Origin of the sequence: Streptomyces flavofungini (assembly GCF_041028215.1) — a bacterium.
In the GTDB taxonomy this organism is placed as follows: Bacteria; Actinomycetota; Actinomycetes; order Streptomycetales; family Streptomycetaceae; genus Streptomyces; species Streptomyces flavofungini_B.
Genome location: NZ_JASKYR010000094.1, coordinates 1 through 15,560, shown reverse-complemented (window position 1 = coordinate 15,560; position 15,560 = coordinate 1). Strand labels below are relative to the sequence as shown.

19 protein-coding genes and 2 pseudogenes are annotated in these 15,560 nt (G+C 70.6%); 8 read left to right on the top strand and 13 right to left on the bottom strand.

What is annotated here, in order from left to right; all coding sequences use genetic code 11:
• Positions 1-82: 82 nt before the first annotated feature.
• A complete protein-coding gene (locus AB8Z36_RS09525; protein ID WP_369212783.1) occupies positions 83-745 on the bottom strand; it encodes a class I SAM-dependent methyltransferase in 663 nt (220 codons plus the stop codon).
• Positions 746-1,034: 289 nt separating this feature from the next.
• Here AB8Z36_RS09525 and AB8Z36_RS09520 point away from each other — a divergent pair, with 289 nt between their 5' ends.
• From AB8Z36_RS09520 to AB8Z36_RS09510, 4 genes and pseudogenes are all read left to right on the top strand, one after another.
• Complete coding sequence (locus AB8Z36_RS09520; RefSeq protein WP_369212782.1) at positions 1,035-1,184, top strand: hypothetical protein; 150 nt, start codon at positions 1,035-1,037, stop codon at positions 1,182-1,184.
• Positions 1,185-1,329: 145 nt separating this feature from the next.
• Positions 1,330-1,551, top strand: coding sequence for a hypothetical protein (locus AB8Z36_RS09515; RefSeq protein ID WP_369212781.1), 222 nt, complete (start codon positions 1,330-1,332; stop codon positions 1,549-1,551).
• Positions 1,552-1,614: 63 nt separating this feature from the next.
• Positions 1,615-1,989: pseudogene (locus tag AB8Z36_RS42270) on the top strand (helix-turn-helix domain-containing protein); the annotation flags it as partial.
• A 192-nt stretch (positions 1,990-2,181) separates the two neighbouring features.
• A complete protein-coding gene (locus AB8Z36_RS09510; RefSeq protein WP_369212780.1) occupies positions 2,182-2,709 on the top strand; it encodes an RICIN domain-containing protein in 528 nt (175 codons plus the stop codon).
• A 16-nt stretch (positions 2,710-2,725) separates the two neighbouring features.
• Here the strand turns inward: AB8Z36_RS09510 and AB8Z36_RS09505 are convergent, their stop codons facing one another.
• The 5 genes from AB8Z36_RS09505 to AB8Z36_RS09485 all read right to left on the bottom strand — a co-directional run bounded on the left by AB8Z36_RS09505 (position 2,726) and on the right by AB8Z36_RS09485 (position 6,303).
• Positions 2,726-3,115 (bottom strand): S26 family signal peptidase, encoded by a 390-nt coding sequence (locus AB8Z36_RS09505; RefSeq protein ID WP_369212779.1) that lies wholly within the window; start codon positions 3,113-3,115, stop codon positions 2,726-2,728.
• A gap of 2 nt (positions 3,116-3,117) precedes the next feature.
• A complete protein-coding gene (locus AB8Z36_RS09500) occupies positions 3,118-4,944 on the bottom strand; it encodes an ABC transporter ATP-binding protein (RefSeq protein ID WP_369212778.1) in 1,827 nt (608 codons plus the stop codon).
• A gap of 12 nt (positions 4,945-4,956) precedes the next feature.
• Complete coding sequence (locus AB8Z36_RS09495) at positions 4,957-5,496, bottom strand: TlpA family protein disulfide reductase (RefSeq protein WP_369212777.1); 540 nt, start codon at positions 5,494-5,496, stop codon at positions 4,957-4,959.
• A gap of 15 nt (positions 5,497-5,511) precedes the next feature.
• Positions 5,512-6,030, bottom strand: coding sequence for a MauE/DoxX family redox-associated membrane protein (locus AB8Z36_RS09490; RefSeq protein ID WP_369212776.1), 519 nt, complete (start codon positions 6,028-6,030; stop codon positions 5,512-5,514).
• Between the two features lie 72 nt (positions 6,031-6,102).
• Complete coding sequence (locus AB8Z36_RS09485; RefSeq protein ID WP_369212775.1) at positions 6,103-6,303, bottom strand: hypothetical protein; 201 nt, start codon at positions 6,301-6,303, stop codon at positions 6,103-6,105.
• Between the two features lie 464 nt (positions 6,304-6,767).
• On the opposite strand from AB8Z36_RS09485, the gene AB8Z36_RS09480 reads away from it, so the two are divergent.
• Positions 6,768-7,187 carry a hypothetical protein gene (locus tag AB8Z36_RS09480; RefSeq protein WP_369212774.1) on the top strand — a complete coding sequence of 140 codons (420 nt, stop codon included), beginning with the start codon at positions 6,768-6,770 and terminating at the stop codon, positions 7,185-7,187.
• Between the two features lie 149 nt (positions 7,188-7,336).
• Here the strand turns inward: AB8Z36_RS09480 and AB8Z36_RS09475 are convergent, their stop codons facing one another.
• Genes AB8Z36_RS09475 through AB8Z36_RS09465 form a run of 3 tightly spaced genes read right to left on the bottom strand, consistent with a single transcriptional unit; the run spans position 7,337 to position 9,059 of the window.
• Positions 7,337-7,555, bottom strand: coding sequence for a hypothetical protein (locus tag AB8Z36_RS09475; RefSeq protein ID WP_369212784.1), 219 nt, complete (start codon positions 7,553-7,555; stop codon positions 7,337-7,339).
• 56 nt (positions 7,556-7,611) lie between these two features.
• Positions 7,612-8,850 (bottom strand): beta-ketoacyl-[acyl-carrier-protein] synthase family protein, encoded by a 1,239-nt coding sequence (locus AB8Z36_RS09470; RefSeq protein ID WP_369212773.1) that lies wholly within the window; start codon positions 8,848-8,850, stop codon positions 7,612-7,614.
• The gene (locus AB8Z36_RS09465; RefSeq protein WP_440581884.1) at positions 8,847-9,059 is read right to left on the bottom strand and encodes a hypothetical protein; all 213 of its coding nucleotides are present in this window, start codon (positions 9,057-9,059) and stop codon (positions 8,847-8,849) included. The genes AB8Z36_RS09470 and AB8Z36_RS09465 overlap by 4 nt, the downstream gene beginning before the upstream one ends.
• Positions 9,060-9,354: 295 nt before the next feature.
• On the opposite strand from AB8Z36_RS09465, the gene AB8Z36_RS09460 reads away from it, so the two are divergent.
• The gene (locus tag AB8Z36_RS09460; RefSeq protein ID WP_369212771.1) at positions 9,355-10,194 is read left to right on the top strand and encodes an alpha/beta fold hydrolase; all 840 of its coding nucleotides are present in this window, start codon (positions 9,355-9,357) and stop codon (positions 10,192-10,194) included.
• A gap of 33 nt (positions 10,195-10,227) precedes the next feature.
• Here the strand turns inward: AB8Z36_RS09460 and AB8Z36_RS09455 are convergent, their stop codons facing one another.
• Both AB8Z36_RS09455 and AB8Z36_RS09450 read right to left on the bottom strand, forming a co-directional pair.
• On the bottom strand, positions 10,228-11,481 hold the full coding sequence (locus tag AB8Z36_RS09455; RefSeq protein ID WP_369212770.1) for a HEAT repeat domain-containing protein: 1,254 nt from the start codon (positions 11,479-11,481) through the stop codon (positions 10,228-10,230).
• Positions 11,482-11,584: 103 nt separating this feature from the next.
• Positions 11,585-12,466, bottom strand: coding sequence for an SDR family oxidoreductase (locus tag AB8Z36_RS09450; protein ID WP_369212769.1), 882 nt, complete (start codon positions 12,464-12,466; stop codon positions 11,585-11,587).
• Positions 12,467-12,551: 85 nt separating this feature from the next.
• Between AB8Z36_RS09450 and AB8Z36_RS09445 the strand changes: the two genes are divergently transcribed.
• On the top strand, positions 12,552-13,130 hold the full coding sequence (locus AB8Z36_RS09445) for a TetR/AcrR family transcriptional regulator (protein WP_369212768.1): 579 nt from the start codon (positions 12,552-12,554) through the stop codon (positions 13,128-13,130).
• An 83-nt stretch (positions 13,131-13,213) separates the two neighbouring features.
• Here the strand turns inward: AB8Z36_RS09445 and AB8Z36_RS09440 are convergent, their stop codons facing one another.
• Positions 13,214-14,125: a nitronate monooxygenase gene (locus tag AB8Z36_RS09440; RefSeq protein WP_369212767.1), complete on the bottom strand. Its 912-nt coding sequence runs from the start codon at positions 14,123-14,125 to the stop codon at positions 13,214-13,216.
• Between the two features lie 173 nt (positions 14,126-14,298).
• Positions 14,299-14,403: pseudogene (locus AB8Z36_RS09435) on the bottom strand (NAD(P)H-dependent flavin oxidoreductase); the annotation flags it as partial.
• A 263-nt stretch (positions 14,404-14,666) separates the two neighbouring features.
• Between AB8Z36_RS09435 and AB8Z36_RS09430 the strand changes: the two are divergent.
• A complete protein-coding gene (locus AB8Z36_RS09430) occupies positions 14,667-15,332 on the top strand; it encodes an HAD family hydrolase (RefSeq protein ID WP_369212766.1) in 666 nt (221 codons plus the stop codon).
• The last annotated feature ends 228 nt before the right edge of the window (positions 15,333-15,560 follow it).

The window sequence follows — 15,560 nt, the reverse complement described above, 5'->3', positions numbered from 1 at the left end:
CCCCTTGCTCGGCGGTGCCCAGCTCCCCCACCCCCCACCGCCCGAGCAATCTCCGGTCCGACAGCCCGACAGCCCGACAGCCTCAGTCGAGGGGTGTCCGTTGCTCACCGTCGGCCCGGTGCACGCTGACGGCGTACCCGCCGCCCGCGTAGGGGTGGGCGTCCCACGTCGCGAAGCGGTCGGTGAGGGTGAGACCGGCCGCGGCGCAGTACGTGTCGTAGTCGGCCAGGGTGATGGCGGGCCGCACCGGCAGATGTGCTTCGTCCAGACCGAAGCCCGCGATCAGGAGACCACCCGGGCGCAGAACCGCCGTCAAGCGGCTGACCACCTCGGCCTCCGTGCCCCTGGCGAGGAGCTGGAAGATGTTGCCCGCGGCGACGACGAGGTCGAAGGCGGGGCCACCGGGGAGGGTGGCCGCATCGAGGTTCGCCGCATCGAAGGTCGCCGCATCGAGGGTGGCCAGGTCGGCCTGGAGCCACGGCAGCTCCGGCGCCTGTTTGCGCGCCACGGCCAGCATGGAGGCATCGAAGTCGACCCCGACGCAGTCGTACCCGAGTTCGGCGAGGCGGATCATGACCCGGCCGGTGCCACACCCCGCGTCCAGCACCCGCGCCCCGGCGGGCACCAGCGCGGCACACAGGCTCGCCTCACCGTGCGTGTCCTTGCCGCTTTCGGCCAGCGCGGCGAACCGGGCGGCGTAGTCCTCTCCGGACGCCCCACCGGTCAGTTCTTCCCAACGGTTCATGAGGGACAGGATAGGTGGGTGGGGCGTGCGTTCCGGGTTTCCCCTGGCACCGCAGCCGCTTGGGCGAGCCTCTCCACGTGCGTGACGTGAGACCCGCGCCGGGTCGGTGCCCTCTTCGCCGCGGAATACGTGTGTCGCGCGCGGAGATCACCAAAGCGGGTGAACCGTCCCACTTCGCCGAACCGGCACGGTCGGACGCCACGTCCACGCCTCCATGAACCCCAGCAACCTGCACCTGACGGAGCCGGGCCTTGCCCGCATCGTCATTCACTCCGCGGACGCTCACACCGTGACGACGCTGGCATACGCGATCGCGGCCCACTTGAACGCCACCGGCCCTTCCGAGCCCTACTGGGTCTCCGGTGAGGGCGGTGTGGCGGTCACCTTGCACGCCTACACGATGGCCACCCGCAGACCGGATACGTCGGGCCCGGTGTGAGGAGGCTGGATCAGCCGTGCGCGGTCGGCGCGGCAGGGCGCGTCACGTTCGCGGGGACTCGGGGCCGAAAGGCTCGCTTCCGCCATGCGTCGCGTGCCACGGTGTGGTGATCGCACGACACGTATCCTGTAAGGAAGGTGCGCACATGAAGCCGATGTCTCGTCGGACAGCAGGCCTGCTCACTGCAGGGGGCCTCGCCGTGGCGCTGCTGGCCGGACCGGTCGCGGTCGCCCAGGCGGGCGAACGGAGCGAGAGGTGCCCGGGCGGCTGCGCCCAGTTCCACCCGGACCAGTTCACCCCGGACGGTTTCCAGGTGTCCTCCACCCCGAAGGACGCGACCACGGACGGCAATTACGACCCGCACTAAGCACGACAGCCATCGGCTGACCGTGCCGGGTGTGCCGGACACCGCGGCTGACATGACGTGATCATGGGCTGCCACCAGCACATTCAAGGTTTCCTCCAGGTCTGTGCAAACCCCAGCGGCCACAGTGGCTGTACCGAAAGCGGCCGCTGGGGTCCGCTCGTCCGAATCCAGGCCAGGAGGGAAAGCGGTATGGAGTCATGCGCAGACGGCCACGGGGCGCCGAACCCGCTTCAGGCACAGACCACAGCGGAGTTCCTCGATCTGCTCAGACACCTCAAAGCACGGTCCGACCTGTCCTATCGAGAGCTGTCCGTCCGGGCCGACTCGGTGGGCGACATACTGCCTCGCAGCACCATCGCCAACATGCTGGGACGGTCGAGCCTGCCGCGCGAAGAGCTGCTCCTGGCCTATGTCAGGGCGTGCGGCTGCGGTCCGGATGCAGCAGCCGATTGGCTCCTGGCGCGCAAGGAGTTAATGGCGCCCGGGAGGCGGCGGGCGACTGAAAGCGCGTCCCCGGCCCGTTCTTCGTCCGATGCCGGGAGTCCTACCGCCATCGCGCCGGTCCTACGAGCGAAGGTGCCCCGTCGCCGACGGCTTCGGCGACGGACACGCCTCCTGCCGACCCTTGCCGTGACCCTGGCGCTGGTCGTGGCTGGGACCCTGGCCTTCGTGCGGTTCTCGTCCCGGGGTGGGGTGGATGATGCCGCCGTGCGGCCGCCGGTGGCACCTGCGGCCGGACCGGTGCGGATACGGGCGCTCACGTCCGGGCTCTGCCTGGATGAGAGGCCGGACAGCCGCAGCGGCCGGGTCTATGGAGAGGGGTGTACCGAGTCCACCGTCGTCCGGTTCGGCCTACGACGGCTCACCGACTCCACCTGGCGGCTGGCAACCGACCACCGCGACTACGGTGACGGCTGCTCCGGCATATGGGACGGCGGAACGGCAGCCGGGGCTGCCCTCCAGGACCAGGAGTGCGGTAAGCGAGGTTCCGCCGAGGCCTTTCGCATCGAGCCGTTCGGCAGCCCGGTGAAGGGCTACCGGGTACGTCCGGCGCACACCGGCCTCTGCCTCGGGATGCGTGGGGGCGAAGCACGGCAGCTGGCGTGCGCCGCTGACGGAGAAGGCCAGCTGTTCTCCTTCGACCCCGACAGAGCGTGACCGGCTCTCCCCCACCTCACGCGACACGCACCACGCGGCCGCGAATGTGTCTGGCCGGGACATAGCCGAAGTGGCGGGAGTCGTGACTGTGTGACGGGTTGTCTCCCAGCAGGACCACCATGTCGCGGGGCACTCGGGGATCACCGTCCATGGGCTCGGGGGCCGGTTCACCGCCGACAGCGGCGATCCGCTTGATGATGAGCTGTCCGCTTCCGGGCTCGGGGAGGACGACGATGTCGCCACTGGCCAGCTGCTGTGGCGGCACACGCTTGGTGAAGACCTGTGTGCCATGCGGCAGCCCCGGTTCCATGCTGCTGCCGACGACGGTCACCCGTAGGTTGGTACGGCGGATCCGCCACACGAGTCCGGCCGCCAGCGACAACACGACGATCGCAGTCCAGCGCATGGTCAGGCCACCTCCTGCGGAGGGTTCACATACCCGGCGGCCTGAGTGGAGAACATGCGTGCGTAGGTGCCCGCCTGCGCCATCAGTTGTACGTGTGTGCCTTGTTCGGTGATCCGCCCGTCCTCGATGACCACAAGGAGATGGGCTTCTCTGATCGCGCCGAGACGGTGGGAGACCAGCAGGCTGGTGCGCCCCGAGCGATGCTCCGTCAGTCCCTGGTGGATCGCGTGCTCCGCCTGGGCATCCAGTCCTGAACTCGGTTCGTCCAGGATCAGCAGGTCACAGTGCTGCCTCAGATAGGCGCGTGCCAGCGACAGCCGCTGCCACTGACCGCCTGAGAGCGTTACGCCGCGGCTCCTCCGCGGCTCGCTCTCGTCATCGTCATCGTCATCGTCGAGGAAGCTGCGGGAAAGGAGCGTTTCGTAGCCCCGCGGCAGTCCGGACACGAATGTGTGCGCACCGGCCTTGGCCGCCGCCGCGGTCACCTCCTCCATGTCATGACGCAGTTCGAGGTTGCCCAGGCCGACGTTCTCGCGCGCTGTGAGCTCGTACTGCATGTAGTCCTGGAAGACGGCGCCGATCCTGCGCCGCAACTCTGCCGGGTCCACGTCCCGCAGGTCGACGCCGTCCCAGAGGATCTGTCCCCGCTGGGGGTCGTACATGCGGCACAGGAGCTTGATCAGCGTGCTCTTGCCGACCCCGTTGCCGCCGACGACGCCCACCGCTGTCCCCACCGGGATGGTCAGGTTGATGCCGCGCAGGATCCACGGGTGTTCGGGGGCATAGCGGAACCAGACGTCCCGCAGCTCGATGCCGGTGCGCAGCGGCGGCAGCGGCATCGGTTTCGCCGCCACCGGAAGGTCGGGTTGCGTGGTGATGACGTCCATATAGTGCTGGAAGAGGAGCATCTGCTGGTGGGTGACGGCGGTATCACGGGCGAGGGTGACCATCGCGGCCTGCACTCCGCCCACAGCGGCGATGAGCAGGGAGACGTCGCCGAGGGTGATGCGGCCGGAGACCGCCGCGAAGGTGGCCCACAGCAGTGCGGTCCCGGTGACGGCGGCCGTCACCAGGCCTGCTCCGGTCTGCAGGTACAGCTCGCGCCGGTCGAGGGCCGACTGCTCCTTGTTGGCCGCGGCGCGCTCGTTGGTCATGCGGCGCCGGAAGAAGGCCCCTGCGCCGAAGAGGCGTACCTCCTTGGCCGCCTGCACGTCGGTGAGCAGCTCCCGGTAGAAGAGCTCACGGCGTTGCAGCGGGCCGATGCGCCAGAACATCCCCGCCCGGCGTTTGGCGAGCCAGGTTTCCGTGGCGAGGGCCGAGGCACCCGACGTCATCACCAGCAGGGGCATCCAGGGCGACAGAACGAGCATGGAGCCCAGGAAGCCGACCATGGTGACCAGGGATCCCGCGACGGACAGGCAGCCGGTGACGACGGCTCCGGGCGCGGAGCCACCGGCCTGCAGGGCCAGCCGCAGCCGGTCCAGGAACTCCGGCTGCTCGAAGTGCGCCATGCCGACGAAGCGCTCGGTCACGGCGAAGAGGCGGTCCTGGGCCAACTGCCCGACACGGCGTTCGCTCTCCCGGTGGGCGAACAGGATCCACCGCGGCACCAGACTGGCGATGAGCCCAGCGCCCGCCAGGCCCAACCCGATGCCCACGATGGTCGGGGTCGGTGTCCGGGCATCACCCACCGAGTCCAGGAGCATCTTGGTCAGCCACGCCGCGAGCAGGGGCACGCCCGAGAATCCCAGGGTCAGTACGACAGCCAGGACGGTGAGCCAGGGACTCGCGGTCCAGCACAGGCGTACGGCGTGAGAAACCTTCTTCAACGCTCGCATGCTTCAGGCACCGAGCGGGGTGCTGGTGAGGTACTCCAGGCGAATGCCGGAGGTCTTCACCGTGGCCCGGTCGTCGATGATGCCGAATGCGGGATAGCCGCGCACTCCCAGCGCCGAGCCGAGGGGCCCGTTCTTTCCCTCCACGACGACCTGGGCCACCGGCTCAAGCACCTCTGCTTTGCCTTGCAGTGCGGCGGGGTCTCCGATGAGCACCGCGATCACCCGGCTTCTCCCGCCCGGGAAGGAAGCGGCGTACTCGGCGAACAGGGGAATCCCCTCTTCACACTCGGGGCAGCCCTGCGCGAACGCGGCGACAAGAGTGGGCCCTTCGGCCAGCAAGCTCTCGGAAAGCTCCGCACCGTCCGTGGTGGCGGCCCGAAAGGCAGTGACTTTCTCTCCGTCGGCCCGCATCACCTGCGGTGTGAGTTCCTGGCTCGCCCCTTCGGCGCCCTCCCGAATCCGTCGGAGGATGCCCAGACTCAGAACGAGATTGAAGATACACAGGGCGCCGAGCAGAACGAGCAAGGTGACGACGTAAGGCATGGTTTTCCCTTTCCGCTAGGACCTGGTCCGGAACAGGTCCGCCATCTCATCGGTCAGAACCGCCATCACCGCTGCCACCGATCCCACGGCAGCCGCGGTGATGCTGCCCTGCCAGCCCGGCGCGCCCGCCGCAGGCTGTACGGAGGCAGCGATTCCGGCGCACGCTCCGGCGGTGAGCAGGACATTGCGCGCGACGTGCAGCTTGCCGACCGGCGTCTCTGACGTGCCGAAGCACCCGCAGGAGACCGAACTCCTGCGCCGGATGGCCCTGAGCAACGCGATGGTGAAGGACACCAGAAGCAGGGCGGCGGCCATCAGTCCGTACGCCGCCGCATCGGGGATGACAAGCGTGGCGATCGCACCCGCCTCGACGAGAGCGACCACCACAGCCGTTGCCCGGGCCGGCAGACGAGGAGCCAAGCCCTCGATCGACTCCAAGAAGGTGCCCCATCCGCCAGCGCGGAATTTCGCTGTCAGCGACACGGCAAAAACTATGCCGATGAGAAAGCGAGCCGTAAGAAATATGTGATCCATCGAAACTGCTCCTCAAGTGGTGCCGCGTGTTCCGCCCCTGAGCCAGGGGCGGAACACGCGGCGACAGACGAGTCAGCAGTTGCCGGAACCGCAGGCGCTGTAGCTGTAGGTGACGGGGCTTCCGGGGCACTGACGGGCGTACTTGCGCCGCCACCACCAGAACGGACAGCCGCCGTCGCACCAGGAGTCGATGACCGGGCACGCGGCGGAAGCCGATGCCTGAGGCGCGAGCAGCGCAACCAGCTTGTCGCCGGCCGCAGAGAGGGTGCGCATGTTTTTCCCTTCTTCATCTCCGATCTGAGCGACCCCGATTGAGGCCGCCGTCTGCTCGCCAGGAACGTCAACGAATGGCATACGTGCGACAGACCGTCGTTGCCTTTGTCCGGTCCTGGCGGCGTGAATCGAGATTGCCGATTCCACGGACGACTTCTCAAGCGTTCGAGCTGTCCCAGCTTGTCCGGGACAGCCACGACATGGGCGTCACCGCGGCCCAACTCGTCTGGGACGCAGGTGGGACACGGTCCGGGGCACGAAGGCGCTGGGTGCGGGAGGCCGCGTGTAGGGCTACCCGTCTCCCCGTCACCGTCTGCGGGCGCGAGCGTCGGCGACAGTGAAACGTGAGCGGAACATCAGCCAGGTACTGGAGAGTTCGGTGCGTTCCGCCGACCGGTCGGCGGAACAGCATGGCGCGAGCCGTGCTCACGTGACATCGCACAAAGGGAGACAGGGTGCTGGGAATGAAGCGTGTCAAGGCCGCGATCGTGGCGGCGGGAGTCGTGGCGGGCCTCGCCGTGGCCGTCGCACCGGCCCAGGCCAGCACCTGTACGACGGAGGGCGGCGGCGTCTACATCTGTGAGTACGGGATCACGAACCACCAACTCCTCCGGGGCGAGAAGGAGCAGTTCGTGGTCGGTTCCGACTACGCGGTGTGGACGCGCTGGACCACGGGTGGCAAGTGGAGCTCATGGGCCTCGCTCGGCGGCAACGTGCGCAGCAGGGTGGAGGCCGTCCACGCCTACACCAACCGGGGCACCGACCTGGAGACCCAGATCAGCGCCCAGGGCACCGATGGGAACCAGTGGGCCAGGCTGCGGCCGGGCCTTGGTCAGGCGTGGACGCCTTGGCGGGCCTTGGTGGACGGGGACGGCCCCGAGTAGTCGCCCCGCCCCCGCGCATCACCGCTGAGGACCTGGACCGGCTGGGGCCACCGCGGACGAACGCCGCATGCCCCGCTCCGCGCGTTACGCGGAGCGGGGCATGCGGCGTCGTCGCGGAAGACGCCTACCGCCATGGGCGGCGGGCGGTCTCAGCCTTTGAAGGTGTCCTTGCCCTTCTCCTTGCCCTCGCGGGCCTTGCCGCGAGTCTCCAGGGCCGCACCCTTGGCCGCGGTCTTGTCGTCTCCGAGCGCGTGCGCGCCCTTCTTCACGACCTTCCCCGCGACCTGCTCCGCCTTCGCCTTGGCCTTCTCTCCGGCACTCATGCTCAGTCCCTTCGTCGCCTTGGTGAGCGGTCTGTGATCCCGCATGCCCGAGCTCCCCACGTACAAACGTGGTCCACGGCTGATCGGCCTCGGCGGTGGGGTCAGGCGCGGGCCAGAACGAGCACGGCGTTGTGCCCGCCGAAGCCGAGCGACGACGTCGCGGCGCAGTCCAGGCGCGCGGGCCTGGCCGCGCCTGCCACCACCTCGACGGGTACCCGCGGGTCCTGTCGCCGCAGGTTGACCGTCGGCGGGATCAACTGGTGTTGCAGGGTGAGCACCGTCAAGGCGGCCTCGATGCCTCCGGAGGCCCCCAGTGCGTGCCCGGTCATGGCCTTGGTCGAGGTCACCAGCGGGCTGTCGCCGAAGACACGGTGCAGGGCGGCGCTCTCGACCAGGTCGTTGATGAGGGTGGAAGTGCCGTGGGCATTGATGTGGCCGATGTCGCCGTGCCCGACGTCGGCATCGGCCAGTGCCGCGCGCAGCGCCAGCTCGATGCCTTCTCCCTCTTCGTCGGGGGCGACGGAGGAGAAGGCGTCGTTGGAGGCCCCGTACCCGGCGAGCCAGGCCCGGACGGCGGCCCCTCGGGCTCGCGCGTGCTCGGCGCGCTCAAGCACCAGCAGTCCGGCGCCTTCGCCGACGACGAACCCGTCGCGGTCGGCGTCGAAGGGGCGGCAGGCGGCTGCCGGGTCCTCTGTACGGGTGGACATCGCCCGCATCCGGCAGGTGCTGGCGAACATCAGCCGTGAGCGCAGCGCCTCCGCTCCCCCGGCCACGGCGATGTCGCAGCGTCCGGCGCGCAGCAGGTCCATGGCGGTGCCGATGGCGTTGGTGCCCGAGGCGCAGGCCGTGCTGACGGCCAGGCTTGGTCCGCGTGCGTTCAGATCCCGGCAGATGTTGCTGGCGGCGGCGTTGTTGACGCTCAGCGGCGCGACTTTCGGCAGCACCCGGCGGGCCCCGCGCTCGGTGAGGACGGCTTGCTGTTCATCGTAGAAGTTGAGGCCGCCGTGGGCTGTTCCGACCAGGACGGCGACACGCGCCCCGTGCCATGTGCGCGGGTCGAGCCCCGCGTCGGCCACCGCCTCCCGGGCCGCGATCACCGCCAGTTGGGCGAAGCGGTCCATGTGCTGCGCGGTCCGGCCCAGAGCTCCTTCTGCGTCCAGGCTCCGCACCGTGTACATGAAGTCGCAGGGCAGGTCCCGCAACACCTCAGGCCTGTGCACGCCGGAGGGTGTGGTCGCCGAGGTGATCTCGTGCCACGCCGCCTTGGTGTCGTTGCCCGCGGCGGTCACCATGCCGAGTCCCGTCACCGCGACCGCACCTTGGCCCGCGGACCTCGTCATGCCGCGGCCGTCGTCTTCTCGCACACGACGGCGCACACGACGGCGACCAGGTGGCCCACCGTGTCGCGCGAGGTCAGGTGCACCTCGTCCAGGTCGACGCGCAGGGCGTCCTCAAGAACCAGCCGCAGCTCCTCCAGGGCCAGCGAGTCGATGTGCACGCGGTGCAGCGGCACCTCCGGGCCCAGCGCGTCCGCGGGCAGCCGGGACATCCTGCTGAGCTGGCTGATGATGTGAACTGCGGTGTCCATCTGCTGCGTGCTCCCTGATGCGGTGTGGCTCGGCCGACTCGGCCCTGGCTCGGCCCGGCTCGATGATTCTGTGACCGGAGCAACGCCGAGCGCGGAGGAAAGTGGCGCCCGACCCCCGTCGGGCCACGGCCGAACGGGTGACCCGGGGCGTCACCAGAGGTGTGCGTCCCCGTTGAGCACGTGTCCCGACGTTGACCGTGCGGTGCGGGCCAGCACCTCGTAAGCCTCGCCGTCCGCCGCCGAGTTAAGGAATCACATGCTGGAAGTGTCGGTCCGCGCCTTGCGGGTGAGCGGGCTTTCGTACGCCTACCGGTTGGTGCGGCATGAGGCGCCGCGGACGGAACCCCTGGTCGCCCTGGGAGGGATCTTCCAGGGGATGCTGCACTGGCCGGACCTGGAGGACGCGGTCACCCCGGTGACCAGCCTGGTGACCGCGGATCTGCCGGGCGCGGGCGCTTCCGATCCGTTGCGGCGCGAGCACGACAGCAATGTCCTGTCCATGGCCCTGGACAACATCATCACGGATCTGGGTGTGCCTCGCGTCAACCTCTATGGCTACTCGTACGGCTCGACCATCGCGTTCCGTTATGCCCAGCTCCGCCCCGACCGCGTCGCCCGCCTGGTCCTGGGGGGTGTGCCCGCCCGCATCACCGAGGACCAGCTCGCCCGGTGCCGTGAGGCCGGCGTCCTGTACGACACCGGAGACCCGCAGGGTTTCGCCACGCTGGTGGCCGAGCTGTCGCTCTGCCGCGACCGAAGCCGGTACGTCCACCGCCGCGACCTGGCCTACAGCTGTTACCGGCGGGCGCTGCTCCATGCCACCCGCACCCCCAACGGCAAGTCGGTGCTCGAAGATGCGCTCTACCGCAGGCCCCCGCTGACCGGCGGCCTGAAGGGCGTGCCCACGCTGGTCTTCACCGGTGAACACGACACGGTCAGTACCGCCGAAGAGCAGCGCCGCTTCGCTTCCAGCATCGCCGGAAGCGACTTCGTGACGATCCCCGACAGCGACCACTTGGTTCCCCTGGAGCGCCCCGAAGCCGTCACCTCCCTGATCGCCTCCTATCTCACCCTCCGTACACCTGCCTGGGCTTGACGCCCGCGAGCCGCACCAAGATCAAGGGCGGTGTCAGCGGCCGTCGCGGCGCCACTCGTACCGCCATACCGCGTCGAGTTCGTACTCGTGGGGCGTGCCGGGCGGGGCCGGTGGCAGTCGGCGTGCCGCTGCCACGCAGCGTTCGCCGTCGTGCAGTGCGAGCCCGTAGACGGCGACCACCTGGACTCGGCGGTCCGCGTCGTCCAGCAGGGCGGCCATGGCGTGGGCGAAGACGGGATCGTGGTCCCCGCCCTCGGCGATCCTGCGGCAGGCGGCCTCTCGTACGTCGGCGTCCGTGTCCGTCATCAGCTCCAGCAGTGCCGCACGGGCGCCCGCACGCACGGCGGGCGGCTCCGCCGGGAAGCCCAGCCCGTTCGCCACCGCCCGCCGGATTCCGGCCTCGGGGTGCTCGGCGTAGGGCAGGAGGGCGGCTTCGGCGCGCGGGTCGACGAGTTCGCCGAGCGCGACCAGCACCTCGGTGAGCACGGCGGTGTCCTCTTCCCTGGCCGACCATTCGGTGAACAGGTCCAGGGCAGGGGCGGCGAACGCGTCCTCGTCGCTGCCGTCGAAGAGGTGGGTCAGGCGGAGCACTGTGGCGCCGAACAGTCGGCGGGACGGCTCCGCGTGGGTGCGCAGGGCCTCGGCGGCCTCCCAGGTCCGCTGATCGCGGCGGCTGGCCAGCAGGATGGTCGCGTGCCCCCACGCGCTGTGGTGCTGGTCGTGCTGCACCGCGCGGGCCATCACTTCCTCGAAGGGGGCGCGGATGCCGAGCAGTTGCTCCAGGTGCGTGAGGATCGCCGCGTGCCCGTCCTGTACGGAAGTGCCGCCGAGGGTGAACTCGTTGACGCTGTGGTACTCGTCGTCCTGGACCTGGCTGCGGACGAGGCCGTCGTGGCAGCGGGTGCGGCGTCGCAGTTCGGCCTCGGCCCCCGCCTCGTGCCAGTCCCGCGCGAGGTCACACACTTCCATGAGTTCGGGCCTGGGGCAGCGGCCGCGGATGCTGTGCTCCAGGAGCGCCTCGACCAGCGCGGGCGACCCCGAGTCGACCGCCTCGCGCAAGGTGAGGAGTTCTCCGGGCCGACTCGCACCGGCGTCGGCCCCGTGCTGGAGCAGCAGTTGCGCGATGTCTCCGGCGTACGCCCGTACCGCCATGCCGAAGGCGACATCCAACTCCGCGAGTCGGCCCCCCTCGTTGAGAAGGATCTTCACCAGGTCGGTGTCCCTCCTCTCCACCGCGGCGATCAGGGCAGACCCGTGCTCCCTGGCTCCCTCCGGTCCGCTGCCCATCTCCGTGTCTCCGTCCCCCGTGTCATGTCCCCCGCCAAGCCGAGCCAGTCTAGGTACGCCGAGACGGGTCTGCCGGTGGCCGGGTCGCCGGGTGGCCCGCCTGTCAGGGCCGGATGTTCTCCAGGTCCTCCAGGAGGCCGGGGTGCTTCGGCTCCCAGCCGAGGGTCTGGCGGGTGTGGGCGCTGGACGAGGGCTGGTCGCTCGCGAAGATCGGGCCGAGCGGGCCGTACGACTGCGTCGGCACGGACTCGACCGGCAGTCCGAGCCGTCGGCCGATGACCGCGGCGATGTCCCGCACCTGGTCGCCCTCGTCGGCCACGGCGTGCCAGACGCTGCCGCCTTCCGCCCGCTCCAGGGCGAGCCGGAAGAGGACCGCCGCGTCGAGCGCGTGGACGGCGGGCCAGCGCTGTGTGCCGTCCCCGGGGTAGCCGGAGACACCGGTCCGGCGTGCGGTGTCGGTCAGCAGGCCCGCGAAGCCGCCGGTGCCCTGGTTGTGGACCGTGCGCGGCAGGCGTACGGCCGTACTGCGCACTCCGCGCGAGGCGAGGTCCAGGACCGCCGTGACGGCGCGGCCACGACCGCCGACCGGTCCGTCGGTCGGCACCGGGTCGGCCTCGGTGGAGGGACGGCCCTCGGCCTGGGGTGTGCCCGATACGGTCACGAAGGGGCGGTCGCTGCCGATGAGCTCCTCGCCGAGGGCCGTGAGGGCGGCGCTCTCCTCCGCGACGTTCCGCGCGAGGGCCTCGGGGCTGCTGAAGTCGTTGCCGAACGCCAGGTGGACGACGCCGTCGGCTTGAGCGACACCGGCCCGGAGGACGTCCAGATCGGCGAGGCTTCCCCGGAGTGGCTCGGCCCCGGCCGTCTCGGCGGCGCGCGCGGACGCGTCGGAGCGGGCGAGGGCGAGGACGGTGTGGCCGTTGCCGAGCAGTTCGGCGACGACGGTGGACCCGATCAGACCGGTGGCGCCGGTGACGAAGACACGCATGGGAACCCTCCCAAGTGATGGGACTCTTGTCCCGTCACACGCTAGCAGGTGACGGGACAAGAGTCCCATCGCATATGCTGGCCCCATGGGCAGATGGGAACCGGGTTCACGCGAACGCCTCGTCGTGGCCGCTGTCGACCTGTTCACCGAGCAGGGGTACGACGCCACGACGGTCGCGCAGATCGCCGAGCGCGCCGGGGTCACCAAGAGCACCTTCTTCCGGCACTTCCCCGACAAGCGCGAGCTGCTGGTGGCCGGGCAGGAGACGCTGAGCCGACTGCTGACCGAGGGAATCGCCGAGGCCCCCGGCGACGCCACCCCGCTGGAGGCGGTCGCCGCCGGTCTCGAACGCGCGTCGAGCGCGATGGGCCCCGTGAACCGCGAGCTCGCCCCGCGCCTGAAGGCCGCCGTCGCCGCGAGCGCCGAGCTGCGGGAGCGCGACGCCCTCAAGACCGTCAGCCTCGCCGCCGCGATGACGGCCTCCCTGGTCGCCCGCGGTCTGCCCGACCCGACCGCGGCCCTCGCGAGCGAACTCGGCGTCCTCGCCTTCAAGCGCGGCTTCGCCGCGTGGACCGAGGGCGACCGCGACGGCAAGGACGAGCTCGCCGGACACGTCCTCGCGGCCCTGGACGAGCTGCGCGCGGCGAGCGCGACGCTGGGCTGACCGGCGGGGCCTGCCCTGCCGATGCCGTTCCCGCCAGCGCAGTGACCTGAAGGATGAGGGGACGGACTGGGGCCCTCCCTCACTCAATCGGATGTCGGCGGTGTCTTCGGTGCGCGGAACAGGCACCCGATCGCGGCGGCGAGGACGATGATGCTGACGGCGATGAGCGAGGCGGACAGGCCGTCCATGAACGCGGACCTGACGTCGTCTGCCAGGGCCGCACCCCGGGTCCCGAGTTGATCGGCGACGTGCAGGCCCGCCGCGGCGGAGTCCCGTGCGGCCCCGGCGGCTTGGGCGGGGAGCCGGTCGAGAGAGTCAGGCAGGTGGGAGCGGTAGTGGCTGCCGTAGATCGAGCCCATGAGGGCGATACCGACGGCCGAGCCGACCTCGCGTGTGGTGTCGTTCATCGCGGAGGCGACTCCCTGCTGGCCGCGGCCGAGTGAGCCGGTGATGGCAGAGGCGCCAACGGCTCCGGACAGCCCCAGGCCGAAGCCCGCCAGGATGAGTCCGCCGAGGAACGGCAGGTAACCGGAGCCGACGTCGAGCCGGGAGATGACGAACAGTCCGGCGCTCAGCAGAAGCGGGCCGACGGTCATGGTGACCTTCATCCCGACCCGTCGCACCAGGTGGGGGGTGGCCTGAGAGGTGGGGAGGACGACGACGGTGTCCTGTCCCTGCGCGGCGATCAGGCGGCGCTGGTGCTCGGGATGGACGTGCGCCTCCTGTGAAGCGACCAGAAGGGTCCCCACCCACACGCCGTCGGCGCCCGGGCACAGAGCCGCCGCGGCCTGACGCCCGTCGGTGATCCCGCCCGCCGCGAGGACCAGTGCCCGGCCCTCCACGGCGTCCACCACCGCGGGCACGCCCACCATGGCGGGCAACCCTCCGTAGTTGTGTCCCCCGGCCTCCCACCCTTGCGCGACCACGACCTCCACGCCGTCCTCGACCGCCCGCAGGGCCGCCTCCGCGGAGGCGGCCCGCTCCCACACCGACACCCCGCGTCGCGCAACTGCCCGAGCTGATCGGCCGGTGGACGGCCCCAGTGGAAGGAGACGATGGGCACCCGCTCCTCTGCACAGACGCGGACGTGCTCAGTGGTGTCGAAGTAGGTGATGAGGTTGACGTGGAACGGAGTACCGCCCGTCCCCTTCCGGATCTCGTGAATGACCTGCCGGAGGGTGTCCGGGGGCATGAGCCCCGCTCCCACGGCACCGATGCCTCCCGCGCCGCAGACGGCCACCGCGAGCTCGGACGTACCGGCCGCGAAGGCCATCCCGGCGCAGACGAACGGGTACCGGACACCGAACCTCTCGGTAAGTCCGGTGGTCAGCACACTCATGTCGGCTTCCTCCCCGCACCGTGCCGATGGGGGGGGTGGGCGTGTGCGATCCCGTGGCGTGGGCATCCTCCCCCTGCCCGGGGCACGGCGAGGACACGCGATCCGGCCATGTCCCCACTCGCCCCGCTCGGGGGAAGCCCCGGCCCCGAAGGGAGCGGCTGCTCCCCGCGTGCGGCCGAGCGCACTATGGTCGCCGGATGATCCGCACCATCGCATTCGACGTAGGAGAGACCCTCGTCCGGGACGACCGTTTCTGGGCATCGTGGGCGGACTGGCTGGGCGCCCCGCGCCACACCGTCTCGGCGCTCGTCGGCGCCGTCGTGGCCCGGGGCCAGGACAACGCCGAAGCGCTGCGCCTGATCTGGCCGCACATCGACGTCGACGCCGAGTACCGGGCCCGCGAGGCCGCGGGCCGTGGCGAGTACCTCGACGAGAGCGACGTGTACGAAGACGTACGGCCCGCCCTCACCGCACTGCGCGAGGCCGGTTTCCGTGTCGTCGTCGCGGGCAACCGGACCACGAAGGCGGCCGACCTGCTGCGCGCCCTCGACCTGCCCGCGGACCTCGTCGCCACCTCCGGGGAGTGGGGGGTCGCCAAGCCCGACCCGGCGTTCTTCGAGCGGCTCGTCGACGAGGCCGGCGTTCCGGCGGGAGAGATCCTGTACGTCGGTGACCATCCGGCGAACGACACGCTGCCCGCTCGGGCGGCGGGCCTGCGCGCGGCCCATCTCCGCCGTGGCCCGTGGGGTCACCTGTGGGCGGACGACCCGAGGGTGGCGGAGGCGGCGGACCACCAGGTCCGGTCACTCCTGGAGCTCGTGGCCGCCCTCACGCTGCGTGACCCATGTCGTCCTTCCGGATGAGCGTCCACGGCACCGTAGTACCACCGCGTCCCTCCCGGTTCCCCCCGAAGGCGCAAGGAGCGGCGCCAAAGGGTTCGTAGGGTGAGGGCGGGGCCCGGGGCCACGGTCTGGCGCCCCCCGCCCGCCGAGGACACCGGTGGGCGAACCCCCGTGTCCGCCCACCAGGGCTGCGCCGTCCGGCCGTACGATCCGGAGCGGGGCGTACCGCTGCCCCCGGCCGCTCCAACC